This window comes from Aeromonas bestiarum, from assembly GCF_028751155.1.
In the GTDB taxonomy this organism is placed as follows: Bacteria; Pseudomonadota; Gammaproteobacteria; order Enterobacterales; family Aeromonadaceae; genus Aeromonas; species Aeromonas bestiarum.
Map to the genome: position 1 here is coordinate 3,384,138 of NZ_CP064746.1, position 12,113 is coordinate 3,396,250.

The 12,113-nt window shown below is 60.3% G+C and carries 10 protein-coding genes; 6 read left to right on the plus strand and 4 right to left on the minus strand.

The annotated features are described in order from the left end of the window. Positions 1-75 precede the first annotated feature (75 nt). Positions 76-1,632 (plus strand): sensor domain-containing diguanylate cyclase, encoded by a 1,557-nt coding sequence (locus IU367_RS15605; RefSeq protein WP_274452390.1) that lies wholly within the window; start codon positions 76-78, stop codon positions 1,630-1,632. Between the two features lie 33 nt (positions 1,633-1,665). Next, positions 1,666-2,532 (plus strand): patatin-like phospholipase RssA, encoded by an 867-nt coding sequence (rssA, locus tag IU367_RS15610; RefSeq protein WP_043134615.1) that lies wholly within the window; start codon positions 1,666-1,668, stop codon positions 2,530-2,532. A gap of 79 nt (positions 2,533-2,611) precedes the next feature. Here the strand turns inward: rssA and IU367_RS15615 are convergent, their stop codons facing one another. After that, a complete protein-coding gene (locus tag IU367_RS15615) occupies positions 2,612-3,973 on the minus strand; it encodes a sodium-dependent transporter (protein WP_043134613.1) in 1,362 nt (453 codons plus the stop codon). A gap of 204 nt (positions 3,974-4,177) precedes the next feature. Continuing rightward, on the minus strand, positions 4,178-4,444 hold the full coding sequence (locus tag IU367_RS15620; protein ID WP_005298604.1) for a helix-turn-helix domain-containing protein: 267 nt from the start codon (positions 4,442-4,444) through the stop codon (positions 4,178-4,180). 259 nt (positions 4,445-4,703) lie between these two features. Between IU367_RS15620 and IU367_RS15625 the strand changes: the two genes are divergently transcribed. The 4 genes from IU367_RS15625 to IU367_RS15640 all read left to right on the plus strand — a co-directional run bounded on the left by IU367_RS15625 (position 4,704) and on the right by IU367_RS15640 (position 9,337). Further along, on the plus strand, positions 4,704-5,300 hold the full coding sequence (locus IU367_RS15625; RefSeq protein ID WP_274452391.1) for a hypothetical protein: 597 nt from the start codon (positions 4,704-4,706) through the stop codon (positions 5,298-5,300). Positions 5,301-5,609: 309 nt separating this feature from the next. Beyond that, positions 5,610-6,632: an OmpA family protein gene (locus tag IU367_RS15630; protein WP_274452392.1), complete on the plus strand. Its 1,023-nt coding sequence runs from the start codon at positions 5,610-5,612 to the stop codon at positions 6,630-6,632. Positions 6,633-7,063: 431 nt separating this feature from the next. Beyond that, positions 7,064-8,065, plus strand: a complete 1,002-nt coding sequence (gene ompAII / locus IU367_RS15635) for a porin OmpAII (RefSeq protein WP_043134609.1) — start codon at positions 7,064-7,066, stop codon at positions 8,063-8,065. A 213-nt stretch (positions 8,066-8,278) separates the two neighbouring features. Beyond that, positions 8,279-9,337, plus strand: coding sequence for an OmpA family protein (locus tag IU367_RS15640; protein ID WP_274452393.1), 1,059 nt, complete (start codon positions 8,279-8,281; stop codon positions 9,335-9,337). Between the two features lie 122 nt (positions 9,338-9,459). Here the strand turns inward: IU367_RS15640 and IU367_RS15645 are convergent, their stop codons facing one another. Together IU367_RS15645 and IU367_RS15650 are read right to left on the minus strand one after the other, a co-directional pair. Continuing rightward, on the minus strand, positions 9,460-11,154 hold the full coding sequence (locus IU367_RS15645) for an NAD-dependent malic enzyme (RefSeq protein WP_274452394.1): 1,695 nt from the start codon (positions 11,152-11,154) through the stop codon (positions 9,460-9,462). Positions 11,155-11,222: 68 nt separating this feature from the next. Further along, positions 11,223-12,080 (minus strand): helix-turn-helix transcriptional regulator, encoded by an 858-nt coding sequence (locus tag IU367_RS15650; RefSeq protein WP_274452395.1) that lies wholly within the window; start codon positions 12,078-12,080, stop codon positions 11,223-11,225. Between the last annotated feature and the right edge of the window lie 33 nt (positions 12,081-12,113).

A 12,113-nucleotide genomic window follows, 5' to 3' on the forward strand; every position in this document is an offset into this window, starting at 1 on the left:
GATCCACAGGAGACGTTCCTGACAGTTCTGCCCTACACTGATGAACCGAACCGCCCAGACCCAGCCCCACCGCCTATGCCTGCACCAAGTCCCGCTTTCGTCACACACAAACTGCAATGGCTGCTTGGCGCCGTCGTCACACTGCTGCTGACCCTCACGATTCATCAGACCCTGAAACATGTCACCGAACTCTATGAGCGCGACACCCTCAACACGGCCGCCCGCTTGCGATCCCAGTTTCAGCAGATGGAGACCTTTCTCGAGGCCATGCGCGGCCAGGCCGAGGAGCGACTGCGCAGCAATCCGCAGTCGGCGCTGACCCGCCAGCTCTATGGCGCCCTGCAAGCCTCGCCAGATAAGGGGTTTTCGCTGGACAAGGTGCCCGGCAACCTGCCCGAGGGGCTCAGCGGCAATCTGACCGGCCTGGGCCAGCTGCCCGCCCGGGGCAGCGAGCGGGAAGCCAGACTGCACCTGGCGCTGAGCCTCTCCCCCCTGCTCTCCACCACCAACAAGCTGCTGGGGGACAAGGTTGCCTGGATCTACTTCACCGGGGTGGATGACTTCATCTACCTCTACCCCTGGATCCCCTCCAGCCAGTTTCGCTTTCATCGCGCCATCTATCTGAAATCCTACTGGCAGGATGCCCTGAAACAGCAAAATCCCAGCCAGCGCGCCATCGTATCGCGCCCCTACGAGGACTTTGCCGGGGAGGGACAGATGATCTCACTGTCGCAACCCATAGTGAAGGATCAGGTGCTGGTGGGCGTCATCAGCATAGATGTGCTGCTCTCGCGGCTCGAACAGCTGCTGGATGAGTCCACACCCGGCATAGGCAGCCTGTTTCTGGTCAATCAGCATCAGCAGATCCTGGCCAGCAACCATCAGGGAGCTGACTTTGTCCCAAAGTTCCAGGCCGAACGGGATAGCTACCAATGGCGCCAGGGCGCCTTTCAACTGGTCCACGCCATTCCCGATACCGGGCTCACCCTGATCCATCGCATCCCGCTGCCCTCCCTGTTGCAGGCCCTGCTCTGGCAATCTGCCCCGACCCTGATCGCCATCCTCTTCATGGTGCTGGCGGCGCTCTCCAGCCTCAAGTCCCACCGCCTGAACCGGCAGCTGGACTATCTCTCCAACCACGATGCCCTGACCGGCGCCTTCAACCGCCACTACTTCGACGAATTTGAACAGGCCCGAGCCCATGCCAGGGCGCGCGGCGTCGGGGTGATCATGTTCGATTGCGATCACTTCAAGCTGGTCAACGACCGCTTTGGTCACGAGGTCGGCGATCGGGTGCTTATCCAGCTGGTCAGGCTCTGCCAGGGCCAGACCAGAAAAGAGGATGCCCTGATCCGCTGGGGTGGCGAGGAATTTTTGCTGCTGGTTGCCAAGGGATCCGAGCCACTGGATCAGCTGGCCGAGCGGTTGCGCCTGCAGATAGCCCGCCATCCGTGGGGCGATATTGCACCCACCCTGGCGGTCACCGTCAGCCTGGGTTATCACCACTGCGCCCCCGAGACACAGCTGCAGGAGGCGATCCGCCGGGCGGACGTGGCCCTCTATCGGGCCAAGGCCAACGGTCGCAATCGCAGTGAACGCTGGCAGGATGACGGCGCAAAAAACACCGGGTAAGCTGAACGCCTCACTCACCTCAGGAGAGACAAAGTGTCACGAAAACCCCGCGTGGGATTGGCTCTGGGCAGTGGCGCTGCCCGAGGATGGGCGCACATCGGCATCATACGGGCGCTGGAGCGGCTCGGTGTCAAACCGGATCTGGTGGCAGGCTGCTCCATCGGCAGCTTCGTCGGCGCCGCCTATGCCGCGGGCGAGCTGGACAAACTGGAGTCCTGGGTGCGCGGCTTCAGCCGGCTGCAGGTGGTCGGCCTGCTCGATCCCGCCCTCTCCGGCGGCCTGTTTCGCGGTGAAAAGGTGTTTGGCATCGCCGCCAATCACTTAGGGGATCCCGCCATCGAGAGCCTGCCGCTGCCCTTCGCCTGCGTCGCCACCGAGCTCGATACCGGTCGCGAGATCTGGCTGCAACAGGGGCCGCTGCGCCAGTGCGTGCGCGCCTCCTGTGGCATGCCCGGCATACTGACCCCCACCCTGGTCGAGGATCGCTGGCTGGTGGATGGCGCCGTGGTCAACCCTGTGCCCATCTCGCTGGCCCGCGCCATGGGGGCCGAGGTGGTGATCGCCGTCAATCTCAACGCCGACATGCACCAGCCCTGGACCGACGAACCGGACGAGCCCGTCAGCGGCAACCGCTTCAGCCAGTGGTTCAACCGGGGTGAGGGCCCCAATACACCCGGCATGTGGAGCGTGATGACAGGCTCCATCAACATAATGCAGGAGCGCATCACCCGCGCCCGGATGGCGGGGGATCCCCCCGAGATCCAGCTCTGCCCGCGCCTTGGCAGCTTCTCCATCATGGACTTTCACCGGGCGGGTGATGCCATCAACGAGGGGGAAGCCTGTGTCGAGCGCAACGTGGAGCAGCTCAAGGAGGAGCTCTCCCGTCTCGGTTTGATCTGACGCCGGGTGCCACCCTGACGAGCCCATAAAAAAAGAGCGCCAACGGCGCTCTTTTTGCATTCTTGCGGCAGGCAAGCCATCAGAACAGCCCCAGCCCCTTGAGCATGACGATCAGGATCAGCAGCGGCGACACATAACGAATGATGAAGAACAGCGGCTTGAGGATGGCCAGCTCCAGTTCACCGCCGTTGGTCAGCGCCTCCTTCATCCGCTCAAAGCCCCACACCCAGCCCACGAACAGGCAGAGGAAGATACCGCCAAGGGGCATCAATACGTTGGAGGAGACGAAGTCGAACAGGTCGAAGAAGGTCTTGCCGGCAATCTGCACCTCCGCCAGCGAGCTGTTGGAGAGCGCACAGGTCGAACCCACCGCCCCCAGCACCAGCAGGTTAAGCAGGGTCGCCTTGGGGCGGCTCATGTGGAAACGCTCGGACACCACAGAGACAGGCACTTCCAGGATGGAGAGCATGGCGCCCGTCGCCGCGATGGCGGAGAGCACGAAGAACAGCACCATGAACAGGTGACCGAACGGTATGCTGGCAAACACAGCCGGAATGGTGATGAACAGCAGGGAGGGGCCGGCGGAGGGCTCGAACCCGAATGCGAACACGGCCGGGAAGATGGCAATCCCCGCCAGCATGGAGACGAACAGATCGGCGCACATCACCCGGAAGGTGGTGAGCGGAATGTTCTGATCATCCCGGAAGTAGCTGCCATAGGTCATCATGCAACCCATGCCAATGGAGAGCTTGAAGAAGGCCAGCCCCATGGCGGTCAGCACCACGCCGGCGGTGATCTTGGAAAAGTCCGGTGAGAACAGAAAATGCAGACCCTGGCTCGCCCCTGGCAGGGTCAGACTGCGAATGCCTATCACCAGCAGCAGGATGAAGAGCACCGGCATCAGCTTCTTGGTGACCGCTTCGATCCCCTTGGAGACCCCCATCAGCAGTATGCCTCCCATCAGCGCCAGTACCAGCCACTGCCAGAGCAGGCTCTGCAGCGGGTTGGTGATGAGTGCATTGAAGGCCGCGCCCGTGACCGCAGGGTCGGTCGACAGTATCTCGCCGCTGATGGCCTTGAAGATATAGGCGAACACCCAGGCCGCCACTTCGGAATAGAAGGACATGATGAGGAAGGCCGCGACCACTCCCATCAGGGCGATCAGCCACCAGGGCTGTCCCTTGGGACCCAGCTTGCTCAGGGTGGTCACCGCATCGGCCTTGCCCTTGCGACCCAGCATGATCTCGGAAATCATCACCGGCAGCCCCACCAGCAGGGTGGCAATCACATAGACCAGCAGAAAACCGGCGCCGCCGTTTTCACCCGTCAGGTAGGGAAATTTCCAGATATTGCCCAGCCCGACGGCTGAACCCAGGGTGGCGGCAAGGACACCGAATTTACTGGTAAAGCCATCTCTGGCCTGGGGAAGGATTTGACTCATGCTTGTCTCACTGTGCGCATCATGCGAAGGATAACCCTGATTTTAGGGCAGGAATTTTCTGAGGATTAATCCGACTTGCCAAGGTATTTTCGTGAAAAGCCTTGGTGAGAGCACACTTAGCCAAATTTAATTAAATGAAGTAGTTATTTGATGGATAAAAAAATGCCGCCTCAATGGCGGCATTTTTGTCAAAGCCCAATTAAATCAAGCCTTGGCAATATCGTCCGGACCGATCTGGCCAATTTCGGCGACTTTCTTGTCAGCCAGCAGCCAGAGGGTGAACTTGTGCAGCTCAGGGTGATGCGCCAGTGCCACCAGAAAGGCGCCACCTACTTCACGATAACCCAGTTCATAGTTCTTCAGGGTGGTCGGGGGAACGCCCAGCAGATCGGCAAACTTGGGACGGCTCAAACCGACCGCTTCACGGATCTGACGGATCTTCTTACCAACAGTTACGATATTTGAATTCATATTGTTCCATACTCCGTACGGCGGATTGACTCCACCTTTATTTTTCGCGACGACTCGTAGTCAAGTGTATCAGTTTTGAACGGACTCGTTATGGTCGAGCCTCTATCTTTAATCAGCGTCTTTCGACGACAACCCTTGCAAACATCGGGGATGGTAATCGCTCAACCGCCTCAGGTAAACAGTCTCGAAAAGAAACCTTTATTGTTGCTGCAGGAATAACTCGTATAATCCGCCAGCTATCCCTAAAGAGTAGGAACTCATGGCGCTCCCCGGCATAATCTCCTGTTTACACCCAGTTTCAACACCTGCAGAACTCACCCGCCAGTTGATGCAAGGCCAGCAGACACGCGCCGAAGCCTTCTGGTTGCCTGCCGCCATGCATGAGCAGGCGGCAGCGGTTTTGACTGCGCTCGATGACAAAAGCAGCCTGTTTCTCGAACAGCCAGTGGCGGGGCTGACCCTGCGCAGTCACGATGGCGTCTTGCAACAAGACGGACATCTGCTGCTCGGCAATGGCCAACGCCTTGCCCTTGCCAACGAGCAGGGCGACGGCGGTCTGGTACCCGAAAGCGGGCTCGCCGAGATGGCACTCTGGCTGGAAGCGGGTCACCGCCATTTTCGCTGTTCAGCTGCGGTTCAGCCCGTGGCACGGGCCATCCTCAACATCTGGCCCCTCGATCCCTACCTTGCCCGTCATTTTTTGCTCAGTTTCACACCCTTACTGTGCGAAGCAACCGAGGCCGATTATCTGGCGGTGTTCCAGACGAGGGAATCCCCCTCCATGGCGCAATCTGACTGGGTTCAGGCCTATATGAAACTCGAAAAGAAGCTGCACAGAGCCTATTTGGATCACTAATTAATTTGGATAAACAGCCAGTTATCCACACGACACAATTTGCCATATGGCTTATGTGTGAGCTTGATCATGTTTTGAAATCGGCATAGAGTGCGCCACGTCATCGGAATGACATCGGCTGTTCGTGAAGGGTTGAAGGCATTGCTTACGCTGCCACCCGCTCGCTTTGTGCACCAGGAATGTGTGCCTCCCGGATGGAACCGGGATCCCTGCCAGACTCAACGCTGTTGTTCGGCAGAGCCTGCAGCTTACATAAATTAAAAAGTGCGAAGCACGTGAACAACGTGCCATCTCAACGAGGATTTTTTTATGATGAAAATGGCTCCTTCCCTGATCGCCATCGCTATGGCTGCCATGGGTGCAACTGCAGCTCACGCCGCTGACGACATCTACTTCGGTGCCGGTGTCGGTGCTGCACACTTCAACGGTCTGAACAAGATCGAAAGCGTGAACACTGGCGAAGAAGACGCGGCTGCTGCCAACGCCTTCGTTGGTTACAACTTCACCGAGAACTTCGGTACCGAATTCGGTTACCAGTACGCAGGCCGTGGCAATACCGATGGCAACCGTTACGAGAACCAGGGTGCCACCCTGTCCGGTATCGCTCGTCTGCCGCTGGGCGGCGACTTCTCTGCCTTCGCTGAAGGCGGCGCCTACTGGGCTCACACCGACGGTCTGGGTGTAAGTGACACCAAAGTTTCCCCGCTGGCTGGCCTGGGCGTGACCTACAAGGTCAACGACGCGCTGGATCTGCAAGCTCGCTACCGCTACATGTGGGACGTGGCTGACCTGCACGCCGACAACGGTGACCGCTACAAGTCCAACCAGAGCGTTGCGACCCTGGAAGCCGTATACCACCCGTTCCGTTCTTCCTACGTAGCGCCGGCTCCGGCTCCTGTTGTTGAAGAAGCTCCGGCTCCTGCCCCGCAGGTTGTTGAGAAGAACTTCGCGCTGAACTCCGACGTGCTGTTTGCCTTTGGCAAAGACAGCCTGAAGCCGGAAGGCGTTGCAGCCCTGAACGGTCTGTATCAGCAAATCGTTGAATTCCAGCCGAAAGATGGCAACGCTGTTGTCGTTGGTTACACCGACCGCATCGGTTCCGACGCTTACAACCAGAAGCTGTCCGAAGCCCGTGCCCGTACCGTTGCCAACTTCCTGGTGAGCAAGGGTATGGCTGCCAGCAAGGTTGCAGTAGAAGGTCGTGGCGAAGCCAACCCGGTTACTGGCACCAAGTGCAACGCCGTCAAGGCTAAAGCTCAGCTGATCTCCTGCCTGGCCCCGGATCGTCGCGTAGAAGTTCGCGTCTCTGGCGTACAAGAAGTTCAGAAATAATCTGACTCTGTTCAGATGATGCGAAAAGGGGATGCCACGGCATCCCCTTTTGTTTTCCCGCTTGCCATTGATTGATGGTAAACGCAGCAAGACGCGACACTTTCTGTCAAACCCTCTCCCCCGCCGCACGGCCTGCTTTTTTGCTCCAACCCGCACTACCGCTGGATATCTGTACAGAAACTTGATCAAAGCGAGTCAAAAGAATACAGTAACCCCGCTTGTAAGGTATTGGATGAACTATTAAAAGTGCTTCTTGTCCGGTTAGTTGTCCATGAAGCCAAGACTTCATGAGTATCCAGGAACCATCTCTTTTTTCATTCAAGCCAGCCGTGGTTCACCATGGAGGTCGCAGCTGAATTGTCACTTGTGACCGGTATAACTGAAGAGTGCGCAGTACGCCCTAGCACGGCAAACTCAACGAGGATAAAACGATGAAAATGAAAATGGCACCCGCCCTGATTGCTCTGGCCATCGCGGCCATGGGAACTTCCACCGCTCAGGCAGCCAACGACTGGTACACAGGTATCGGCGCAGGTTGGGCTTATGGCCACGACCTGAACGACTTTGGCAAGGACGCTGACAAGGACGCCACCGCGCTCTCCCTGTTTGGCGGCTACAACTTCACCGAAAACTTCGGTGCCGAACTGGGCTACCTCTACGCCGGCAAGGGTGGCGTCGATGGCGTTGACTTCAAGACCCAGGGTGCCACCCTGTCCGGTCTTGCCCGTCTGCCGCTGAACGACATCTTCTCCGTGTTTGCAGAAGGCGGCGCCTACTTCAACCACGTCAACGGCAACGGCAACAGCGACAACGGCACTGCGCCGCTGGCCGGTCTGGGCCTGACCGCCAAGCTCTCCGACCTCATCGATGTGCAAGCCCGCTACCGCTACATGTGGAACCTGGGTGATGAGCAGAAGACCTGGGAAACCAACATGAGCGTGGCCACCCTGGAACTGGTGATGCACCCGAACCGCACCTCTTATGTTGCCCCTGTCCCGGCACCGGCGCCCGAGCCGGTTCCTGAGCCCGTGGTCGTCGACAAGAACTTCGCCCTGAGCTCGGACGTGCTGTTTGCCTTCGGCAAATCCACCCTGAAGCCGGAAGGGGTTGCCGCGCTCAATACCCTGTATCAGCAGATCGTCGACGTGCAGCCGAAAGATGGCAGCGCCGTGGTCGTCGGCTACACAGACCGCATCGGTTCTGACGCCTACAACCTGAAGCTGTCCGAAGCCCGCGCCCGCACCGTGGCCGACTTCCTGGTCGGCAAGGGTCTGCCTGCCGGCAAGGTCGCCATCGAAGGTCGTGGCGAAGCCAGCCCGGTCACCGGCACCCAGTGCAATGGCATCAAGGCCAAGGCACAGCTGATCGCCTGCCTGGCCCCGGATCGTCGCGTTGAAGTGCGCGTCACCGGCGTACAGGAAGTGAAACAGTAAGTCACTCAGGTGGCATAGGAAGGAGGCCTGATGGCCTCCTTTTTTATTGCCTCGGGATCACCGCTCATCCTCCCCGTTTTGTGACCTCGTCCCGCTCGTTGCAATTCCAAGTACCACCTAAGTGGTTAAAAACCCTGTATCGCCTATAAATAGTGGTGGTTGTACACAACAGGGCTGGAGCCCTACGACACCAAACATCGACGAGGATACGCGATGAACATAAGACTGAAACCTGTTTGGATTGCATTGGCATTGGCGGCCACGGGCGCGCAGGCGGCGCCGGACAACGACTGGTATGCCGGGGTCGGTGGCGGCTGGGCCATCGCCCACGATCTGGGTGATTTTGGCAAGGATGCGAGCAAGGACGCCACCGCACTCTCCCTGTTCGGCGGCTACAACTTCACCGAGAATCTGGGCGCCGAGCTCGGCTACCTGTCGACCGGCGACTGGGACGTGCAGGGCAATGACTTCAGCAGCCAGGGGGCCACACTGTCGGTGATAGGCCGTTTGCCGCTTGGCGACATCTTCTCGGTATTTGCCGAGGGCGGCGGTTATATCTACCACGTCAAGTCCATCAACGGCGGCGACAATAACCTGGCACCGCTGGCCGGCCTTGGCCTGACCGCCAAGCTGCACGACTGGGTCGACATCCAGGCGCGCTACCGCTACATGGTCCGGGTCGGCGACGATCCCGACAACGACAAGCTCAACAGCGGCACCCAGCGCTGGGTCAGCGATATCAGCACAGCCACCCTGGAGCTGGTGATCCACCCCAACCGCAGCAAACCGGTCGAACCTGTCGCGGCCCCTGCTGTCGTCCCACCGCCCCCGCCCGCACCCGAGCCTGTGGATCAGACCTTCAACCTGAGCTCGGACGTGCTGTTTGCGTTTGGCAAGGCGGATCTGAAACCCGAGGGGATGCAGGCACTGGAGTCGCTCTATCAGCAGATAGTCGACGTGCAGCCCAAGGATGGCAGCGCAGTGGTGATGGGCTACACGGACCGTATCGGTTCGGATGCCAACAACCAGGCACTGTCGGAGGCCCGCGCAAGCACGGTCGCCAACTTCCTGATTGGCAAGGGTCTGCCCGCCGACAAGGTCAGCATCCAGGGCAATGGCGAGAGCAACCCTGTCACCGGCAGCCAGTGTGATGCCATCAAGGCCAGGGCCGCGCTCATCGACTGCCTCGGGCCGGATCGCCGGGTAGAGGTCCGGGTCACCGGCACCCAGGGCGCCCCCGAGGCCCCCGTCGCAGAGCCGGTAGTGCAATAAGCCGCGCCAAACAACGAAGATAGCAGCCAGACGTGTGAGAAGCACCGGAAGGGGAAACCTGTGCAAGGTGCACAAAAAAGGGATGCCGAGGCATCCCTTTTGCTTTTCCTCTGCGCGAAGGATCAGAAGGAGGTGCGGCGATAGCGGCGGTATTCTGGTCGCCAGAAGTTCGCTTCTATGGCCTGCTCTATCACCTCGTCCGGGGTCTGCACCGCCTTGCCCTGCAGCATGGCGGTCTTGGCCACCATCTTGGCGATGTAGCGGGAGACCTGATGGATATCCGCCAGATCCGGCAGCAGCGAGCCCTCGGCCCCCTTCACCAGCGGCGAACACTCCGCCAGCGCCCGGCTGGCCGACATCAGCATGGCATCGGTCACCCGGGTGGCGCCGGCGGCGATGACGCCAAGGCCTATCCCCGGGAAGATGAAGGAGTTGTTGCACTGGGCGATGACGTAGCGCTTGCCCTTGTACTCCACCGGTGCAAACGGGCTGCCGGTGGCCACCAGCGCCTGGCCGTCGGTCCAGCGGATGAGATCGGCGGGGGTCGCCTCGACCCGCGAGGTGGGGTTGGAGAGCGGGAATATGATGGGACGGGCACAATGCTTGTGCATGGTCTTGACCACCTCTTCGGTGAACAGACCCGGCTGACCAGAGACCCCGATCAGTATGTCTGGGCGACCGTGCTCCATCACCTCCAGCAGGGAGATGTTGTCCCCCACCGGCCAGTCGGCGATGCGATCAACCGGCTGGGAGAGGCGGCGCTGGAAGTCGAGCTGGTTGGGGATCTTGTCGGTGATGAGGCCGAAGCGGTCCACCATGAAGACCCGGCCACGGGCCTGGGCATCGGTCAGCCCTTCGGCCTTCATCTGCGCCACTATCTGCTCGGCGATGCCGCAACCGGCGCTGCCCGCCCCGAGGAAGGCGACCCGCTTCTCGGAGAGCTTGGCGCCGGAGGCCTTGCAGGCGGCGATCAGGCTGCCGAGCGTCACGGCGGCTGTGCCCTGAATGTCGTCATTGAAGCAGCAGAGCTCGTTCTTGTAGCGGTTGAGCAGCGGCATGGCGTTGTTCTGGGCGAAGTCCTCGAACTGCAGCAATATCTCCGGCCAGCGGCGCTTGACCGCCTGAATGAAGGCGTCGACGAACTCGGCGTACTCTTCACCCGAGATGCGCGGGTTGCGCCAGCCCATGTAGAAGGGATCGTTCAGCAACTGCTGGTTGTTGGTGCCCACGTCCAGCACCACCGGCAGGCAGTAAGCCGGCGAGATGCCGCCACAGGCGGTGTAGAGCGACAGCTTGCCGATGGGAATGCCCATGCCGCCGATGCCCTGATCGCCAAGACCCAGAATGCGCTCGCCGTCGGTGACCACGATCACCTTGACGTTCTGCTTGGTGGCGTTTTGCAGCATGTCATCGATCCTGTCCTTGTCCGGATAGGAGATGAAGAGGCCACGGGCGCGGCGGTAGATGTTGGAGAACTCCTCGCACGCCTTGCCCACGGTCGGGGTGTAGATGACCGGCAGCATCTCGGTCAGGTGGTTGTGCAGCAGACGGTAGAAGAGCGTCTCGTTGGTATCCTGGATGTTGCGCAGATAGATGTGCTTGTCCATGTCGTTGCCAAACGCCATGAACTGGCGGTAGGCCCGCTCGGCCTGCTCTTCGATGGTCTCGATATTCTGGGGCAGCAAGCCTTCGAGGTTGAAGTTGCTGCGCTCTTCGCTGGTGAAGGCGCTGCCCTTGTTGAGCAGCGGGGTCTCCAGCAGGGCGGGACCGGCGTAGGGAATGTAGAGGGGGCGTTTCTGGTTATTATCTTCAAACATGGATCGGGTACCTAAACGATGGCCTGGACAAAGGAACCCGCCGATCCTATGGGCTTGCGCCATTAATTTCAAAGAGTTTGCACATCCGTTGCAAAAGGTTTGCGACCCTGGCGACGAAAGGCCCCGGGGGTCTGACCAGTGAGGCGGCGAAAGCGGTTGGCAAAGTTGGCGCCATCGCTGTAACCGACCCGGCTGGCCAGCTCGCCGAGCGGCCAGTTGGTGTAGAGCAGCAGCTGGCGCGCCTTGTTCATCCGAAGCCCGGTGAGCCAGGCCATGGGCCCCATGCCGAACACCTGCTGGCAGAGCCGATGCAGATGGGGCACGGAGCAGGCCATCTGCCGGGCCAGCAGCGCCACGCTCCAGGGCTCGTCGAGGCGAGCCTCCACCCGCCGAAAAAGCGCCTGCAACCTCAGCTCAGGGGTGCCGCGCACCTCCCCTTGCAGGGTTCGCTCAAGCAGCGCCAGCAACAGGCTCAGCAGCTGGGGTTGCAGGGGCGAACGCACTCCCTCCCCCTGCATCAGGCTGAGCAGGTGATAGAGCTGATCCCCCTCATCCCCCTGCCAGATACGGTGGCCGAGCCGGTGCAGATGGTGCCAGCGCGGCACGTCATCGAGCAAAATCCAGCTGGTCTGCCAGTGATCGCCAATGAGCCGCAGGCCACCCGGCACGGCGGCGGGCAGGAAGATGAGCGAACCGGCCGGAATCGGCTGCTCCCCCTCGTCGGTCAGCAGGGCGCCCCCCTCGTCGTGGCTCACCATCAGGATGTGAAACTCGGGTCTGTTGCGACGAATGAGATAGTGATCGCGGATGTTCGAAAGCCCGGTCAGAAAGATGCCCGCCTCGCCGAGCAGGGGCAGTCCCTCACGGCCCAGCATCCGCTCCTCGCAGGCCGGGGCTATTTCCAGGCACTCGCTGACAAATGGCATAACGCCTCAACATGATAGTTTTGAACAAGAAAC

What these genes read in the sequence shown, in the direction of transcription:
- IU367_RS15605 (WP_274452390.1), top strand. Translation starts at nt 76, where the DNA reads ATGCCTGCACCAAGTCCCGCTTTCGTCACACACAAACTGCAATGGCTG.
- IU367_RS15615 (WP_043134613.1), bottom strand. Translation starts at nt 3,973, where the DNA reads ATGAGTCAAATCCTTCCCCAGGCCAGAGATGGCTTTACCAGTAAATTC.
- IU367_RS15620 (WP_005298604.1), bottom strand. Translation starts at nt 4,444, where the DNA reads ATGAATTCAAATATCGTAACTGTTGGTAAGAAGATCCGTCAGATCCGT.
- IU367_RS15625 (WP_274452391.1), top strand. Translation starts at nt 4,704, where the DNA reads ATGGCGCTCCCCGGCATAATCTCCTGTTTACACCCAGTTTCAACACCT.
- IU367_RS15630 (WP_274452392.1), top strand. Translation starts at nt 5,610, where the DNA reads ATGATGAAAATGGCTCCTTCCCTGATCGCCATCGCTATGGCTGCCATG.
- ompAII (WP_043134609.1), top strand. Translation starts at nt 7,064, where the DNA reads ATGAAAATGAAAATGGCACCCGCCCTGATTGCTCTGGCCATCGCGGCC.
- IU367_RS15640 (WP_274452393.1), top strand. Translation starts at nt 8,279, where the DNA reads ATGAACATAAGACTGAAACCTGTTTGGATTGCATTGGCATTGGCGGCC.
- IU367_RS15645 (WP_274452394.1), bottom strand. Translation starts at nt 11,154, where the DNA reads ATGTTTGAAGATAATAACCAGAAACGCCCCCTCTACATTCCCTACGCC.
- IU367_RS15650 (WP_274452395.1), bottom strand. Translation starts at nt 12,080, where the DNA reads ATGCCATTTGTCAGCGAGTGCCTGGAAATAGCCCCGGCCTGCGAGGAG.